General features: G+C 64.6%; 16 protein-coding genes. 6 read left to right on the top strand and 10 right to left on the bottom strand.

All coding sequences use genetic code 11. The features are described from left to right. Positions 1–21: 21 nt before the first annotated feature. On the top strand, positions 22–567 hold the full coding sequence (locus ACLNEE_RS11540; RefSeq protein WP_411421913.1) for a hypothetical protein: 546 nt from the start codon (positions 22–24) through the stop codon (positions 565–567). Positions 568–573: 6 nt separating this feature from the next. Here ACLNEE_RS11540 and ACLNEE_RS11535 read toward each other — a convergent pair whose 3' ends face one another. After that, positions 574–2715: an FAD-binding domain-containing protein gene (locus ACLNEE_RS11535; RefSeq protein ID WP_411421912.1), complete on the bottom strand. Its 2142-nt coding sequence runs from the start codon at positions 2713–2715 to the stop codon at positions 574–576. 14 nt (positions 2716–2729) lie between these two features. On the opposite strand from ACLNEE_RS11535, the gene fabI reads away from it, so the two are divergent. Beyond that, entirely contained in the window at positions 2730–3512 is a 783-nt protein-coding gene (gene fabI / locus ACLNEE_RS11530) for an enoyl-ACP reductase FabI (protein ID WP_411421911.1), read from the top strand. An 82-nt stretch (positions 3513–3594) separates the two neighbouring features. Here fabI and ACLNEE_RS11525 read toward each other — a convergent pair whose 3' ends face one another. Then, positions 3595–4032 carry an ester cyclase gene (locus ACLNEE_RS11525; protein ID WP_412007153.1) on the bottom strand — a complete coding sequence of 146 codons (438 nt, stop codon included), beginning with the start codon at positions 4030–4032 and terminating at the stop codon, positions 3595–3597. Positions 4033–4435: 403 nt separating this feature from the next. On the opposite strand from ACLNEE_RS11525, the gene ACLNEE_RS11520 reads away from it, so the two are divergent. Continuing rightward, entirely contained in the window at positions 4436–6172 is a 1737-nt protein-coding gene (locus ACLNEE_RS11520) for a carbohydrate porin (protein WP_412007152.1), read from the top strand. 221 nt (positions 6173–6393) lie between these two features. Further along, positions 6394–6972 carry a flavodoxin family protein gene (locus tag ACLNEE_RS11515; RefSeq protein WP_411421908.1) on the top strand — a complete coding sequence of 193 codons (579 nt, stop codon included), beginning with the start codon at positions 6394–6396 and terminating at the stop codon, positions 6970–6972. Between the two features lie 158 nt (positions 6973–7130). On the opposite strand, the gene ACLNEE_RS11510 is transcribed toward ACLNEE_RS11515, so the two are convergent. Both ACLNEE_RS11510 and ACLNEE_RS11505 read right to left on the bottom strand, forming a co-directional pair. Then, entirely contained in the window at positions 7131–7529 is a 399-nt protein-coding gene (locus tag ACLNEE_RS11510) for an ester cyclase (protein ID WP_411421907.1), read from the bottom strand. 47 nt (positions 7530–7576) lie between these two features. Next, a complete protein-coding gene (locus ACLNEE_RS11505; RefSeq protein WP_411421906.1) occupies positions 7577–9091 on the bottom strand; it encodes a GMC family oxidoreductase in 1515 nt (504 codons plus the stop codon). Positions 9092–9368: 277 nt separating this feature from the next. Here ACLNEE_RS11505 and ACLNEE_RS11500 point away from each other — a divergent pair, with 277 nt between their 5' ends. Beyond that, positions 9369–10241, top strand: a complete 873-nt coding sequence (locus ACLNEE_RS11500) for a nuclear transport factor 2 family protein (RefSeq protein WP_411421905.1) — start codon at positions 9369–9371, stop codon at positions 10239–10241. A 148-nt stretch (positions 10242–10389) separates the two neighbouring features. Beyond that, positions 10390–11007 carry an imidazoleglycerol-phosphate dehydratase HisB gene (hisB, locus tag ACLNEE_RS11495; protein WP_411421904.1) on the top strand — a complete coding sequence of 206 codons (618 nt, stop codon included), beginning with the start codon at positions 10390–10392 and terminating at the stop codon, positions 11005–11007. On the opposite strand, the gene ACLNEE_RS11490 is transcribed toward hisB, so the two are convergent. From ACLNEE_RS11490 to ACLNEE_RS11465, 6 genes are all read right to left on the bottom strand, one after another. After that, positions 11008–11838 (bottom strand): LpxI family protein, encoded by an 831-nt coding sequence (locus ACLNEE_RS11490; protein ID WP_411421903.1) that lies wholly within the window; start codon positions 11836–11838, stop codon positions 11008–11010. Between the two features lie 37 nt (positions 11839–11875). Further along, positions 11876–13204, bottom strand: coding sequence for a histidine--tRNA ligase (gene hisS, locus ACLNEE_RS11485; RefSeq protein ID WP_411421902.1), 1329 nt, complete (start codon positions 13202–13204; stop codon positions 11876–11878). 47 nt (positions 13205–13251) lie between these two features. Beyond that, on the bottom strand, positions 13252–14271 hold the full coding sequence (locus ACLNEE_RS11480) for an NAD-dependent epimerase/dehydratase family protein (RefSeq protein WP_411421901.1): 1020 nt from the start codon (positions 14269–14271) through the stop codon (positions 13252–13254). Beyond that, the gene (locus ACLNEE_RS11475) at positions 14268–15215 is read right to left on the bottom strand and encodes a UDP-glucuronic acid decarboxylase family protein (RefSeq protein WP_411421900.1); all 948 of its coding nucleotides are present in this window, start codon (positions 15213–15215) and stop codon (positions 14268–14270) included. The genes ACLNEE_RS11480 and ACLNEE_RS11475 overlap by 4 nt, the downstream gene beginning before the upstream one ends. Positions 15216–15219: 4 nt before the next feature. After that, positions 15220–16611: a nucleotide sugar dehydrogenase gene (locus ACLNEE_RS11470; RefSeq protein ID WP_412007151.1), complete on the bottom strand. Its 1392-nt coding sequence runs from the start codon at positions 16609–16611 to the stop codon at positions 15220–15222. Positions 16612–16813: 202 nt separating this feature from the next. Next, on the bottom strand, positions 16814–17033 hold a 220-nt coding region (locus tag ACLNEE_RS11465), incomplete at its 5' end, for a hypothetical protein (RefSeq protein WP_412007150.1).

The raw sequence follows: 17033 nt of genomic DNA, 5'->3' as shown, positions 1-17033 counted from the left end.
CATGGGCCCATCCCCGCATCAATGCCAGCCCCCACGCTAAGGATCCCCACCGCCCTGGTGTTGCTGCTGCTCTCAACCGGCTGTGTCCCCGCCCACCGGCAGCCCAGCTGGTCGATCTACCCGCTGCAGCGTCGCGTGCCCCACGACGGCCTGGCGGTGGTGAGCCAGCCCGACGGCTATGGCCTGCACATCTGGATCGACACCGACACCCGCCAGAGTGGCGTCTGCCAGCCCCGCTGGACCCCGGATGCGGCCCGGCTGTTCAACGGCAACGGCACGGCACCGTTCAGCTCGGGGCTGGCGGGGCGCCAGGAATTCTTCGCGGTGGTCGCCCGCGACGACGTGCGCCGTGCCCTGCGCCAGCAGAGCGAGGCCCTCTGCGAAGCGCTCGATCCAAAGCGCAGCTTCCAGTGGCTGGAGCCGCCGCTGAGCCCGGAGCAGGTGAAGGTGGAGAAGTTTCCCCTCCTCGAGGAGCCGGATCTGCTCAGTGAGCCGGCCGCGGTGCAGCAACGGGAGGACGCCCTCCTGAAGGGCACCCCCCCCGGCTCACCCTCACCCGAGGAGTGAACGGCCTCAGCCGAAGCCGCGCCACACCGCCGGTTCGGCCCGCCGCCAGTAGCGCGAGAAACGGCGCAGATCGGGGGCGGGATCCAGGGCCACGAATGGCTCGGGCTCCAGCACCCGCACGGGAAGCCGCGCCGCCACCCGCTCCCGGATCCGCCCGAAACGGGGATCCACCGCCGCGCAGGTCACCACCCCGTCGGCCCCATGGCGCGCCGCGAAGGCCAGCACCTCGTCGGCCACGTCGCCCTGGCGCAGCGTCACCGGCAGTTCCAGCAGGCACTCGTACAGAAAGCCGAGCCGCTTGCGGCTGAGGCCGAGCGCCTCGATCAGGGCGCGGTCGAACACGAACAGCGCCGGGGCGGCGGGCCAGGCGCGCAGGGCGGGATTCGTGGGGCCGAGCGCCTCACCGTGCACCCACACGATGGGGCGCTGCAGTGCTGGTGGTGGACCGTCGTCCGTGGGCACCTGGTCCGTGGACCCCCAGCCGGGAGAGGGAGCGGCTGGGGGCTGCGAGCCCTCGGAAGCAGCTGGAAACAGCCGCAGCTCCAGGCTCTCGTAGCTCGCCTGAAAGGGACAGCCTCCGGTGGCCGCCAGGGCGCAGCTGCGGCAGTGGCGGTCCCCCGCGAACCGCTCCAGGTTGGCCCGGTTGAAGATGTAGGGCTTGGTGCTGAAGCTGCTGGCCACCCACTGCCAGCTCAGGTTGTTGCTGGCCGGATCGCCATCCAGCAGATGCTGCAGAAACCAGCGGGCCCCGGCCTGCCAGCGCACCCGCCGCCAGTGCACCACGTAGCTGGCCAGCCACAGCCGCGCGTGGTTGTGCAGCCAGCCGGTGCCGGTGAGTTCGGCGACAAAGGCATCCATGCAGGCCAGGCCGGTGCGGCCGGCAGCGATGTCGGGGGGCAGGTCGGGGGCATAGGCCGTGGCGGGGTGGCCGGTGCGGAGCGGATCGAGGTCGTGCCAGATGCCGTCAGCGAGCTGGAGCCACAGCCGCAGCCAGTAGTCGCGCCAGCCGAGCTCGTTGATCAGCTTGCCCGCCAGCTGCCGCGCATCGGCTCGGCGGCTCTGGCTGCGATAGCCCCGCGCCTCCAGCCAGGTCCACACCGCTTCGCGCACCTCCGCCAGCGTCAGCACACCGTGGCGGATGTAGGGGGATAACCCCGTCACGGCGCCATCGAGGTGGTTGCGCGTGCGGCCGTAGGCGATCGGATCGAGGCTCGCCAGCCGGGCGGCCGCGGCGGCGACACCGCCCCGCAGCGGGCTCAGGCTCCCTGCCGCCGTAGGGAAGAGGCGCGCCAGGGCCTCCTCCAGAGCCGCCCGGTCGGCCAAGGTCCGCGGCAGATCGCCATCCGCCCAGGCCCCTCCCTCCTCCCGACGAGCCGCTTCAGGCTGGGGAGCCAGCAGGCAGAGCCCGCCCCAGTAGCCAACGGGGAGTTGCAGGGTCCACCACTGGCTGGGCGCCAGGGGTTGGGAAGCCCCTGCCCGGCGGCCGGTGATGCCCACGCCGCGGGCCTTCAGGCCCGCCTCCAGCAGGCACCACTGCTGCAGGAACTCCTCCCCGCCGGCCGCCGGCGGCAGCTGGACCAACCGCTCCACCGTTTGGGGAGGCAGCATCCGCCTGGCGATGGGCTGCCAGAGCAGCCCGGGCCGGCGCCGCTCGAGATCCACACCCACGGCAGCAAAGGGGTGGAACGCCAACACCACCAGATCACCGGAATGGGCGACGTTGAACTGCATCCCGTCGGCTCCGGGAGGCTCCAGCTGCAGCAAGGGCTTCCCGTGGGGACCGGGGACCACAGGGAGTCTCCTGGGCTCCGCGGCCAGCCAGGTGCCGAGCAGCTGACGCAGGGCCGAGCGTCCGAGCAGGAACCGTTCCCGGTCGTCGTCCCGGCGGAAGGCCTCCAGGCGCTGCCGTTCCTCGCCGCTGAGCAGAGCGGCAAGCTCGGGGAGGGCCTGCTGAACCTCGGGACGGCGGCGATCGATCAGCCAGACACTGGGTTCGCTCCCCGCTGCCGGCCTGGGGGGGCAGACCCCCGGCAGCCACGGACGCGGCCGCAGAGAAGCGAGACCCTGGGCCGCAGGGACGCCCACCGCTGGGGGAGAATCGCTCGAACGCCACGGTTCCCGCATCGGCATCTCCGCTGCAACCGGCATTCGCCACTCTCCCCATGCTCCTTGATCTGCGCGGCAAGAAGGCCCTCGTCACCGGCATCGCCAACAACCGCTCGATCGCCTGGGGGATCGCCCAGCAGCTGGCGGCCGCCGGCTGCGAGCTGGGCGTCACCTACCTGCCGGATGAGAAGGGCCGCTTCGAAGCCAAGGTGCGGGAGCTCACCACCCCCCTCAACCCCACCCTGTTCGAGCCCCTGAATGTGCAGGAGCCCGCCCAGATCGAGGCCGTCTTCCAGCGCATCCGGGAGCAGTGGGGGTCGCTCGACGTGCTCGTGCACTGCCTCGCCTTCGCCGGCAAGGAGGAGCTGGTGGGCGACTACTCCGCGATCAGCCCCGAGGGCTTCGGCCGCGCCCTCGAGGTGAGCGCCTACTCCCTGGCGCCCCTCTGCCGCCACGCCAAGCCCCTCTTCAATGAAGGCGCCAGCGTGATCACCCTCAGCTACCTGGGCGCCGAACGGGCCATCCCCAACTACAACGTGATGGGCGTGGCCAAGGCGGCCCTGGAGGCCTCGGTGCGCTACCTGGCCGCCGAGCTGGGTCCTGAAAAGCAGGTGCGGGTGAACGCCATCAGCGCCGGCCCGATCCGCACCCTGGCCAGCAGCGCCATCGGCGGCATCCTCGAGATGATCCACAACGTGGAGGAGAAGGCCCCCCTGCGCCGCACCGTCACCCAGGACGAAGTGGGCAGCACCGCGGCGTTTCTGGCCAGCCCCCTGGCGTCGGGCATCACCGGCCAGGTGCTCTACGTGGACGCCGGCTACTGCATCACCGGGATGTGAGGTGAGGCGGAGAGTGGACGCTCCGCCTCACCGTTCGGAACCGATTCAGCCAACCACGGCTTCGCTTCAGCGAACCACGGCTTCAGAGAACCTTGGGGATGGTTCCGAGCTGAACAAGCAGACCATAGATGTCAAGCTGCGACCAACGCCCGACCACCTTGCCATCCTTGACTCGAACGGCGCTGATCCCGCTCAGGGTGACGGTTTTGCCATCGGGCTTGGAGCCGAACAGTGGGCCCTTGTCATGCACCCCGGTCAGCTTCCAGAAATGGGTGACGATGTCCCCTTCAGCCACGTCGGAGTGCTCGAGCTTGACATCACTCAAGGCGCCACGGAAGGCCTTGATGATCCCGGCAAACCCCTTGGTACCCATCTCCGGAGGGTGGAGCGGGGAATAGTCGTAGGTGTCGGCAACGATATACTCATCGAGAACGGAAAGATCGCCATCCACCCAGGCCTTCACCATCAGGTCGTGATATACCTCACGGGCCTTCTTGCTGGCCGCGTTGGTGCTGGTCAAGCCACTGGGGCAGGGGTAAGGCACACCCTGGTTGTACCACTCGGCGCCACGTCCCTTGGGCCCACAGGCATAGGAAGGAGCATTAAAGAAGCTTAGTGAACTCGGCGTCAGAGCAATCTGTTGCCGATCTTGCGGGAACATTTCATAAGCCTTAGCAGCCGCCCCAAGAGACAGCGAGGCAACAATCCCTGCACCCACAACAATCCCAGCACCCAGAAGTCGCCCAAGCGGCTTTTTACTACTCATGACGTTGACATTGGGGAAGCATCACATGGCTAGCAAGGCAAGGCCGTGCTGGCGCGGGGCGCGCCACAATTGTCGGCAAATCAGCACAATAAAATCCGGCCTTGGTCAGGCGCCTCTCAATCACCATACAATCACCCCAAAATTAAGCTGAAGCCAAGTGACAAGCACATCCAGACTTTGGCTCCTATCGGGTATTTTTGTTCTGGTGGCCGAACAGGCTTTTGGCTATCAGGCCAGAAGTGCAGAAAGACCGCCCACATCACAGGTTGCACGCAAGGAATTGCATCGGCCTATGGACAAACCAAGCCCCGATGAATCCCCGTTTGTAGAAACCCAGATTCTCAGCACACCAAACCGATCCCATCCAGATGGCCAGCAGCTGCTCGCCGAGCAACCAGCCACCAGAACAGCGCTGGAACCGGAGCTCACGACTGAAGGAGCAGAAGCATCCATCTCCAGCAGCACTGAATCAGAAAGCCTGAAGACCTCAGGAAGCACGGATCAACCCACTAGCCCGCAAATCTCTGAAACCCCGGAAAGCCAGCCAAGCCCGGACAGTGCCGAGAAAGAAGCTTGCCCACTCAGCAGAGCCCTCAATCTGGGTGTGACCAAAGCCCTGAAGCGGCCCGCAACAAACAACCCCTTGGACAGCTTCACCTACATCGCAGGGATCCGCTGTCGCGGCCAGGGCATTGAAAACCAGGACTTCATGTTTCAAAGCACAATCCCAGCACTGAACCGACTTTGGGACAACGGCGTCGAGATGATTGCCACCTTTTATCCCGACGCAACATGGAGCAGCTTTGAAAGCTCGGGATTTTCCACTTCCTACATCACATCGATCGATGTCTACACAGAGCGTGCGGGCATGTGGAAGGGCGGACAATTTCACTTTACAACAGCAGGGTTTACGACACAAGACGTCAACTTTGAGATCCCGGTTAATAATGTTGTAAGGGCAGAAGTTTCCCCGGCAAACGAATGGAGGATCTTCGAGTTGTGGTATGGTCAGCGCGTGATTCCTCAGCTTGAATTGCGGCTCGGCTGGATTTACCCATGGGTCAAACAAGCCTCGCACCAGACATCTGGAGTACTGCAGAATCAGATTTTTGACTATCCAGGCCTCTTCGGCACCACCGAATTTACGGGCAATTTTCTGCCCTATGCACAAGCACCCTTCGGCATGCAGGCCCTCTACAATCCCAATAGCCACCATCAGGTTTCATTGTTCATTGGTGATGGCAAAGCGGATCCCAGTGGAGGATTTGAGCCCCAGATATGGGATATCGAACTTTCAAGCGACGATGGCCTCGAAATCATCGCGGAGTACGCCTATCTGAACCACAGCAAGGATCCGACAAAAATGCCTGGATACTACAAGATCGGATTCCAGGCAAACACAGGCAAGTTCTTTAATTATGACACGACTGATTTTGATCGCAGTGGCATCTATGGAGGCTATATCACCCTGGAACAGATGATCTACGCCGAGCCCACCGAGCCGGCTCGGAGTCAGGGTCTGTTCATTTGGGGCAAGGCTGTTTACAGCCCGAATCCTCGCAATATTGTTGAATTTGCAGGATCCGCAGGGCTTTCCTACGCAGGACTGATACCTGGCAGGGACAGAGATGTGTTTGCCATTGGCCTCGGCCATGCTGACTACAACAACAATGCTGCTGATATAAATGCAGCTCGGGCTGCAGAGTCAGGTCTCGACAGAATTGCCTTCTCGGGCGAGACAGTGCTTGAAGCTGTTTACCAGGCACAACTGACACCATGGCTGATGCTGATTGCCAGTTACCAGTACATCATCGACGCCAGCCCCCTCGGCGTCGGCAATCCAGACGACAAATCTGGCCATGTCTTTCTGCTCAACACACGCATGGCCTTTTAATCATTCACGAAGATGGAGTTTCCGCGGCCCGCACCTTTGGGTGACCATCTGAAGGGGTCACTTTCCCTTTCCCTCCGTGGTGAACTCAACAAGACCGGCATCCTCCAGTGAGGCTTCCATCCACGCAACAATGCGCTCGCGTCCGTTGCCCAAGAGCCTGACCAACTGCTCGGCAAGAAATTGACTCTGCCCTTAGGATGGGCTGTTCATACGCCATCGCCATGGCTGTCGTCAAAATCGTCTTCCACTCGGGAACCGGCAACACGCGATGTCTCGCTGAAGCGGTGCACCGTGGTGCGGCCGCCCACGCCGATGCGGAGCTGATGGAAATCACTGGTTCAATGATCAGTGATGGCCGCTTTACCGATGAAGATTTTTTGGCCAAACTGGACTCTGCAGATGCCATCATCTTTGGCTCTCCTACCTACATGGGCATGGTGAGTGGGCAGATGAAATGCTTCTTTGATGCCACCAGCCAGCGCTGGATGTCTGGCGCATGGAATTCGAAACTTGCCGCTGGATTCACCACAAGCCTTGGCCTAAGTGGTGACAAGCAATCCACCTTGTCCTACCTCGTCACCGTCTCCTGCCAGCACGGCATGATCTGGGTGAGTTGCGATGCCCCCAATGGGCTGTTCCAGGGTGCCTCGATGGAAGAGGCCACCAATCGCTTGAGCAGCAACACGGGAGTGATGAGTCAGGTGAATTTCGGACCTGAATTTCATCCCACACCGGGAGATGAGCGCACGGGCGAATTGCTTGGCGAACGGGTTGCCAAACTTGCCGCGCGGCTGGCCTGACGTTGGGTCCTTGCTGGCTCAAATCGCAAAAAAAGGGGGTGGAATGCCCCCTCCATTTGTCTTGAAGATTGATGTGAACGTTAGTCAGCCCGGATCTGACTGAAAGGCGAATGCAGGGCTGGCATCCAGTACCGCGAACGCCATTCAGGCCGGCATACTCAGGCCTTCAGCTGTTCAACAAGGCTGTACTGGTCCCATACGTTCCACAGCTCATCAATCTTTCCAGCAGAGACACTAAAAATTGTGATCCCGTTCACATTGATTGATTTTCCGCTGGGGGGCATTCCATAAAAGTTTCCCGTCTGGGTTCCCGTGCAGGTCCAACGGCAGATCACCTTCCCATCGGCTTCGAATGTTTCGTGGACGTCGTAGAACGCATCAGGAATGCCTTCTACAAAACCACCAATAAAACCCTTGGCCGAAGCTGCGCCAACGATGTCGTGAGCATTGACATGGCCCACATAACCATCGGCGAGAATATCATCGAGAAGATCTATCTTCTTATCATTATATACTTCATAGAACTGCATAGCAGTTTTCACGGCATCTGAAGTCATGGCGGAGTGGAGTCAGGGGGTGAAAAGACAGAACCTTCCAAGCAATGCTAATCACCACTTAGAAGAAGCTCAGCGGCCATCTCTGCGATGACCATCGTAGGTACATGATTGTTGCCCGCCGTGGCATAGGGAGTCACCGAGGCATCCGCCACATGGAGGTTGGCGATGCCATGCACCTGCAGCCTGCTATCCACAACGCTCTCTTCTGGATCGGATCCCAGTCTGCAGGTTCCAACAGGATGCCAGAGGGTGCTGGCATTGCCACGCACATAGCCCTCCAGATCAGCGTCCTCGGGGAGCAGCGGTTCTCCCGCCAAGCCCTCCAGGCCGGGCTGCTTCACCATCTGGCGGCAGAATTCCACTGCCTTGATCAACACTTCCACGTCCTTGCGGTGGGACAGGTAGTGAGGATCGAGTTCCACTCGCTGCTTGGCTCCCAGGCGCACTCTGCCGACACTGACAGGCTGCACAAGGATTGGCAGAAAGATCATCACGGGTCCACCCAGGGGAGGCAGCAGGCGCTGCAACGGCCTTGGGGCAGCGGGGGTGAAATTCAGTTGCAGATCAGGAGCCCCCGAAGGGCTGTTGTTATTGAGATTGAGAAACAGGACATTGCCCGTGAGCAGCCTCGGATTGGGTATCTCCTTCTTGAGCCGATAGATCACAGGAAGCTGGAGATGATCCATCAGATGCTCCCCAACGGCCGGCAACTCCACCTTCGGCGGCACACCAGCCTTCTCCAGCGTGCGCGTCGGACCGATCCCGGAACGCTGCAGCAGCAGCGGTGTCAGCAGCGCCCCTCCACAGAGAATGATTTCCTGCTCGGAACGCAGGGTTTCGATCTCACCCTGGGAGTTGCGCACGTCCACGCCTGTCGCCCCACCATCAGGCCCCAGAACAATCCTGAGAGCCTCGCAACCATGGCGCACCTCGAGAAGCGGTGTATCCAGAATCTCAGCGAGATAGGCATTGAAAGCACTGTGGCGTCGACCCTGGCCATCGATGTTGAACTGGAGGGGGCCAGCACCATTCTCCTGACGGGGACCGTTGTAGTCCCAGTCGTCGGCGGCATAGCCGAGTGCGGCCGCCGACTGCTGGAATTCGGGTGAATAGGAAGCCGGATCCGGACAATCGCGCACCTCCATCAGGCCGCTCTGGAAACGACCTTCACGGGGGCCATCCACGTAGTTCTCGATCCTGGACAGAGCCCTGCGGGTGCGATCCAGACTCCACCGCGGCCCCCCTCGGCGCTCCAGATGCTCGTAATCACTGGAATGGCAGCGCACGTACATCATGGCGTTGATCGCGGAACTCCCCCCAACGATCTTTCCCTGGTTGACCGTGATCGTGCGGTTGGCCAATCCCTTCTGTCGCACCGTGGGCAGGGCCCAGTCGAAGCGAGTATTCCAAAGATTGATGAAGCCCTCGACATCCTCCACGTTGCTGGGATGCCGATGCATCTCCCCAGCCTCGATCAGCAGCACCTGTCGGCCGGCATCAACGAGTCGCCTGGCCAGGATGCAGCCGCTGGCACCGGCACCCACAACGATGTGCTGGGTCATGGAAGAACCTTGCAGGAGTGGGGCAACCGGGCCTGAGGCAAGCTGCGGAACAGGCCGCGGAACAGATGTGGAAATGTCGGGACTGGATGACTGAACGGCATCCGCGCTGAGCACCGGGCCACAACGCCAACCTAGCAATCATCGCCGGCCGCAACCATGGCGGTTGCTCAGCGCAACGAAGGCTGTCAGGGCGCCCCAACACATCGTGAATAAATCCGGTACTGGCCGAGCCCCCCTTGCCGAAGCCCGATAATGGAGCATACAGAATTGCTCCAGAATGTCTTCCAACCCCGCCGCAGGCAACCGGAGACTGGCCCGCCTCTATTACAAGCGTGTCATGAATCTGGCCGAAATCGATGTGATTCCCCAGATCATGGATGAAGACTTTGTCTTCACGATTCCCACCCACCCTGAAGTTTTCAAAGGCACCAAAGGATTTGAGGAGGAGGTCACAGGGCTGCATGGTGCGTTCCCCGATGTTCACCTCGATGTTCATCACAAGTGGTGCTTCGATGACCTCATCCTTGGCCTGTGGCGCGGTACCGGCACCCACACGGGAGAGAAGCCCCTCAGTACGCCCAGGGGGCCACTGCCTGCTACGGGGCACCCCTTCGACATCCAGGGGGTGAGCTGGATCCGTGCCGATGGAACACTGCTGCGGGAGAATCTTGCCAACGAAGACACACTGAAGATCATTCATGACCTCGGTGTTCGTGACTTCTCCTGGCTCTATCAGGCGGCAGGAGCCTCCCTGGCCGGTGGCTTCCAGTTCCCGTACGCCAGTTCTGGATCGCTGAGCTTCGACAGCCTCGTGCCGTGGAGCAGGATGGACCATCCCCTGCTGCTGGAACCCGCTACGTCCTCAGCTCAGATCGAAGCATTCTTCGCAGCCTATTGGAGCGCCTTTGAGAACGTTTCCATCAAGATCACCCATGCCAAGCGCTCCAATGAAGTGAATGCCTATCGCTGGGAATTCACTGCCGATCATGTGCGGCCATTCTTTTCCCTGCAACCCTGCCATCGGCCGATCCACCACCAAGGCGTCACGGTATGCCTGCTGGACGGACTCGGACGGGTGGTGTCGTCCTACATCAACGAAAATCTGATCGTGCTGATTGGACAGATGGAAGCCCAGCAAGGCTCCCCCTGACCTGCGGCTTGTCCGCAGCTTCTCGGGAGCCTGCCCGGCAGCCGGCACGATGATCGCAGCGTCATCACCGCCGCGTTCGGCTGGTGGCACGTGGCGAGCTTCCTGCCGAGATCTACGCTGCCTGAAGCTCAGCTCCGGAACACACCGCTTGTCCGCCTCTCCCTGTCGCACCGGTTCGGTTCACCGTGTCACCGGGGAAACGGATGTGAGCGTCTCGATCGCGCTGGACGGCTCCGGACAGTGTCGCGCCGCCACCGGTGTGCCGTTCCTCGACCACATGCTGCACCAGATCGCCAGCCACGGCCTGGTCGACCTGGAGATCAGCGCCAAGGGGGATACCCACATCGATGATCACCACACCAATGAAGATGTGGGCATCGCCGTGGGCCAGGCCCTGGCACAGGCCCTGGGGGACCGGCGCGGCATCCACCGCTTCGGCCATTTCGTGGCGCCCCTGGATGAGGCCCTGGTGCAGGTGGCGCTCGACTGCTCCGGCCGTCCCCACCTCAGCTACAACCTGCAGATCCCCGCCCAGAAGATCGGCAGCTACGACACCGAACTGGTGAAGGAGTTCTTCGTGGCCGTGGTGAACAACTCGGGACTCACCCTGCACATCCGCCAGCTCGACGGCGCCAACTCTCACCACATCGTGGAAGCCTGTTTCAAGGCCTTTGCGCGAGCCCTGCGCATGGCCACGGAGATCGATCCGCGTCGCGGCGGAGAGGTGCCCAGCAGCAAGGGGGTGCTGGAGCAGGCCGGCGCCTGATCAGCGGATCGGCTGGCGGGCCCAGAGGAACAGCCCGAGCCGTTCGGCATCGGCCATCGTGCGTTCGGCGTCGAGCAGCAGGGCCCCACGGGCCTCCCAGGCGATGCCCGCCAGGCCTGCCGCAGCAGCCTTGGCCACCGTCACCGGCCCGATGGCCGGCAGATCCATGCGCCGGTCCTGCTGGATCTTGGGAGCCTTGTAGAGCACGCCCGACCGAGAGCCGTCGGCAGGATGCTCCCGGGTCGAGGCCACCCAGTCGAGCATCGCGTCAGTACCCGGCAGCGATTCTGTGGCCAGGCAGAGCCCCCCCGCCACCACGGCGCCCTGGCCGACATCCACCCCCGAGATCGCTGCCACGATGTGGGCGGCCCGTTCCACGTCGGCCCTGTCGGTCTCGCTGGGCAGACGGCTGGCATAGAGGCCGGGCTCGGGCAGCAGGTGGGGCGCCACCTCCTCGACGCCCACCACCTCCAGACCCAGCTCCTCGATGATTTCGGCGAGGGAGCGCAGGGAGGCGTCGTCGCCCTTGCGGAGCGACGCCAGAATCCGGGGAGCCGCCAACAGGGTGGAGCCCTCGAAGCGCATGATGTTCAGCGCCCTGGGGCGATGGAACTTCCCCACCATCACCACCTGACGGATGCCGCGCTTCTCGAGAGAACGGAAAAAGGAGATCGACCGCTCGAAGTAGAACTCCTCGGCCTCCTCCAGTTCGACATCGAGTCCGTGGGGTGTGCAGATCAGGTGGGCACGACCCACCGCGCTGAGTGCCTGCGAGAGCATCCGTGGGAGTGCACCGGCACCGGCAATGATCGCGAGGGTCGGGTCACCCATCTAGGCCGGCTTCTGGATCCCGGGAAGGTTTGGGCAGTCAACTGCCCGCAAGCCGGCCCTGACCGGCCGGAGTGGACACGTCCTCGGTCGTCATCGGGTCCGGGCTGAGCTGCCGCAGCAGCTCCTGGGGCGTCAGCCGTCGGTCGGAGGCGGCCTCACCGGCTTCACGCAGCGCCCGCAGCGTGACCAATCCGGCGGCGGCCTCCTCCTCTCCGATCACCGCCGCATGGCGGGCGCCGGAGCGGTCGGCCCGCTTGAACTGCTTGCCGAAGGCCGCGCCACTGGCATCCAGTTCCACCCGCAGACCCGCCTGGCGGCAGAGGCGCGCCAGCGGCAGCGCCTGGGCTTCTGCAGCTTCCCCCCGGCTGATCACATAGAGATCCACGGGCTGGGGTGCCAGCTCGGCGGCATCCGCCCTCTGGGCGAGCAGCAGCACCAGGCGCTCCATCCCCAGGGCCCAGCCCACGGCAGGGGTGGGGGGGCCGCCGAGCTGCTGCACCAGACCGTCGTAGCGACCACCGCCGCAGACGGTGGCCTGGGACCCCAGCTGGCTGCTGGTGATCTCGAAGGCGGTGTGGCTGTAGTAGTCGAGGCCGCGCACCAGACGGGGGTTGAGCGTGAAGGGAATGCCGAGCGCCTCGAGGCCCTGCCGCACCCGCGAGAAGCGTTCGTGGCTCTCGCCGCTGAGGGCATCGGCGAGGCTGGGAGCCCCCTCGAGCAGGGCCTGGGTGGCGGACACCTTGGAGTCGAGAACCCGCAGCGGATTGGTGCTGATGCGCTGCTGGGAGTCGGGATCGAGCTGATCGCGGTGGGCCTCCAGCCAGGCCACCAGTTCGCTGCGGTAACGGGCCCGGTCATCCGGGCTGCCGAGCGTGTTGAGCTCCAGCGCCAGGCCGCCCACCTCCAGGCCGGCGAGCAGATCCCAGGCGATGGCGATCGCCTCCACGTCACTGCGGGGATCGGCGAAGCCGAGCAGCTCCAGGCCGATCTGGTGGAACTGGCGCTGCCGGCCGGCCTGGGGCCGCTCGTAGCGGAACATCGGGCCGCCGTACCAGAGCCGCTGCGGCCCCTGGCTGAGCAGGCCGTGCTGAATGGCGGCCCGCACCACCGAGGCCGTGCCTTCCGGGCGCAGGGTGCAGCTGCGTTCTCCCCGGTCGCGGAAGGTGTACATCTCCTTGCCCACCACGTCGGTGGCCTCGCCGATGCCGCGGGCGAACAGCTCGGTCACCTCCAGCAGCGGCGTGCGGATCTCCCGCACCACGGAGCGGCGGAAATGCTCCGCTGTCACAGCCTCCACGTGCTGCCACAGGGGAGTCTGCTCCGGCAGCAGGTCCACCATGCCCCGCAAGCTCTGCAGCGACGCCAATCCCTGTGCAAGCGAATGGGCTGAGTCTGCCTGGCGGCGTGGGCCCCTCAGGCGTGGTAATCGCGGTACCAGCGCGCAAAGCGCTCCACACCCTGCTCCAGCGGGGTGGATGGCCTGAACCCCACCCAGGCCTCGAGCAGGGCCGTGTCGGCCGCCGTCGCCGCCACGTCGCCGGGCTGCATGGGCTGGAAATCCTTGATGGCCGTCCGTCCCAGGGCCCGCTCGAGCACGTCGATGAAGTGCAGCAGCGCCACCGGCTGGCTGTTGCCGATGTTGAAGATCCGGTGGGGTGCCCAGCTGGTGGCCGGATCCGGGGACACCGCCTGGAACGCCGGATTCGCCGTGGCCGGCTTCTCCAGGCAGCGGATGACCCCCTCGACGATGTCATCGATGAAGGTGAAATCGCGCCGCATGTGGCCGTGGTTGAACACCCGGATCGGCTCCCCCGCCTGGATGGCCCGGGCGAAGAGCATCGGCGCCATGTCAGGGCGGCCCCAGGGCCCATACACGGTGAAGAACCGCAGGCCCGTCGCCGGCAGGCCATAGAGGTGGCTGTAGCTGTGGGCCATCAGCTCGTTGGCCTTCTTGGTGGCGGCGTAGAGGCTCACCGGATGGTTGACAGCCTGCGCCTCGGAGAACGGCAGGTTGGTGTTGCCGCCGTACACCGAGCTGCTGGAGGCATAGACGAGGTGCCGGACGCCATGGTGGCGGCAGGCCTCCAGCACGGTGCCGAAGCCCAGCAGGTTGCTCTGGAGGTAGGCCTGCGGGTTCTCGATCGAGTGGCGGACCCCTGCCTGGGCGGCCAGATGCACCACCCGGTCGGGTTGCCGCTGCTCAAACAGCGCCAGGAGGGAGGCCCCGTCCTCCACCGCCTGGTGGCGGAAGGTCCACTGGCCCGGGGCCGCCGTGGCCTCCAGGCGGGCCAGGCGTGCCTGCTTGAGAGCCGGGTCGTAGTAGGCGTTGAGGTTGTCGAGACCCAGCACCGACTCGCCCTGCTCCAGCAGGCGGCGGCAGACCGCCGCGCCGATGAAGCCAGCGGCCCCGGTCACCAGCACCGGGGCACTCATGCCGCTGGAAGGCTGGTGCGAAACCAGGCGATGGTGGCCTCCAGTCCCTGCTCCAGGGGCACCGAGGGCTCCCAGCCCAGCTCCCGGCGGGCCAGCTCAATCCATGGTTGCCGTTGCAGCGGATCATCCTGGGGCAGGGGCTCGAAGACGAACTGCAGCTCCGGGTTGATCCGGTCACGCACCAGCTCGGCCAGCTGGCGGATGGTGAATTCCCCAGGGTTGCCGACGTTCATCGGGCCGGTGTGGGTGCCGTTCATCAGCCTGATCAGCCCCTCCACCAGATCGTCCACGTAACAGAAGGAGCGGGTCTGCTCGCCGTCGCCGTAGAGGGTCAGGGGCTTGCCGCGCAGGGCCTGCACGATGAAGTTGCTCACCACCCGGCCGTCATCGGGGAGCATGCGAGGTCCGTAGGTGTTGAAGATGCGCGCCACGCGGATCTCCGTGCCATGCATGCGGTGGTAATCGAAGCAGAGGGTCTCGGCGATGCGTTTGCCCTCGTCGTAGCAGCTGCGGGGGCCGATGGTGTTGACGCAGCCGCGGTAGTCCTCCGGCTGGGGGTGCACCTCCGGATCGCCGTACACCTCACTGGTGCTGGCGAGCAGCAGGCGTGCGCCCACCCGGCGGGCCAGGCCGAGCATGTTGTAGGTGCCCAGGAAGCTGGTCTTGGCCGTCTTGATCGGGTTGTGCTGGTAGTGCACCGGAGAGGCGGGACAGGCCAGGTGCCAGATGCGATCCACCTCCAGCTGGATCGGCTCGGTCACGTCATGGCGGATCAGCTCAAAGCGGGGGTGGCCGATCCAGCGGGCGATGTTGGCCTTCCGCCCGGTGAAGTAGTTGTCGAGGCAGAGCACCTCCTCGCCGGCTTCCATCAGCCGATCGACCAGATGGGAGCCCAGAAAGCCGGCCCCTCCCGTGATCAGATTGCGCGGGAGGGAGGCCGGCACCGCCTCAGCCCTGCCCGATGCGCCAGACATTGAGGCCCGCCGCCCGGGCGGCCGCCTCGTCGGCCCGGCCGCGGGCATCGAAGAGCCAGGCCGGCTGGCGCATCACCGCAGCAATGGCCATCCAGTCCAGCGCCGCGAACTGCTCCCACTCGGTGAGCAGCAGCAGGGCATCGGCCCCCAGCGCCGCCGCCTCCACCGAGGCCACCAGACGCCAGCTGCCTTCCCCCTCACCGGCCGGCTGGCCGAGGTCGAGGCCGATCTGGCGCTCACTGACCTTCGGGTCGACGATCATCAGCTGGGCGCCCTCCTCGAGCAGATCCCGGGCGATGCGGATTGCCGGGGATTCGCGGGTGTCGTTGGTGTCGGCCTTGAAGGCGAAGCCCAGGATGGCGAGCCGCTTCCCCGTCACGGTGCCGAACAGCCGGGTCACCACCAGCCGGGCGATGCGGTGCTGCTGCCAGGTGTTGAGCCGCACCACCTGCTCCCAGTACGCCGCCACCTCCTCGAGGCCGTAATGACGGCAGAGGTAGACGAGGTTGAGGATGTCCTTCTGGAAGCAGCTGCCACCGAAGCCAGGGCCGGCCTGAAGGAACTTCGGCCCGATCCGGCTGTCGGCCCCGATCGCGCGCGCCACCTCCCGCACGTCGGCGCCGGTGGCCTCGCAGAAGGCGGCGATGCCGTTGATCGAGCTGATCCGCTGGGCCAGGAAGGCATTGGCCGTGAGCTTGCTGAGCTCACTGCTCCAGAGGTTGGTGCGCAGGATGCGCTCCGGGGACACCCAGTGGGCATAGACCGCCGCGAGCACGTCGATGGCGGCGGGATCATCGCCACCGATCAGCACCCGATCGGGGTGCTCCAGATCCCCGATCGCCGTGCCCTCCGCCAGGAATTCGGGGTTGGAGAGCACCGAGAAACTCTTGCCGGCCACGCCGGCGCCCAGGATCGCCTTGACGGCCTCGGCCGTCCGCACCGGCAGGGTGCTCTTCTCCACCACGATCGTGTGGCCCTGGGCCGCCTTGGCCACGGTGCGGGCACTGGCCTCGACCCACTTGAGGTCGCTGGCCTGGCCGGCGCCGAGCCCCCTGGTCTTGGTGGGGGTGTTCACCGAGAGGAAGACCATGTCGGCCGCGGCGATGGCCTCCTCCACCGCGGTGGAAAAGAAGAGGTTGCGGCCACGGCAACGCCCCACCACCTGATCGAGCCCGGGCTCATAGACCGGCAGGCGGCTCAGATCCGGATCGTTCCAGGCCGCGATCCGCGCGGCGTTCAGGTCAACGACGGTGACCGTGATGGCGGGGCAGCGATCGGCGATCACGGCCATGGTGGGTCCGCCCACATAGCCCGCGCCGATGCAGCAGATGCGTTGGGGCAGCGGAGCGGAGACGGCCGTCGTCAAGCACGGTCCAGGCGGGTGCAGGAAAGGTAAGACGGCTGAGGCGGCCCTTCCCTGACAGGCCACCAGCGGGAGTTCTGGATCAGCTCGACTCGCAGGCGCGTCGGCTGTGATCCAAGACGCGTCAGCTGGGATCAACAAGAGTTGGCAGGGCCATGCTCCTCATCACGGTTGCCCCAGCCAGACCTGACGTCGGCCGGTCTGGTCAGCCCGGCCCCTCGGGCTGGCTGACCGGGGGGATCGGGGAGGGAAGAAAGGTCCTCCAGTCGAGGTTGCTGATCGGGTTGAGCACCTCATAGGGCCCCTCCCCCACGGCCACGTCCAGCAGGTCCGGACGGCCGGAGCGTACCTTCAGGCCATCCCGCAGCCGAATCCGCTGCAGATCGCCCTCCTGCAGGGTGTTGGTGTACACCACCTCCCCGTCG

Source organism: Aphanothece stagnina RSMan2012, assembly GCF_046764815.1.
GTDB lineage: Bacteria > Cyanobacteriota > Cyanobacteriia > PCC-6307 > Cyanobiaceae > NIES-981.
This window is presented reverse-complemented; position numbering and strand designations above follow the sequence as displayed.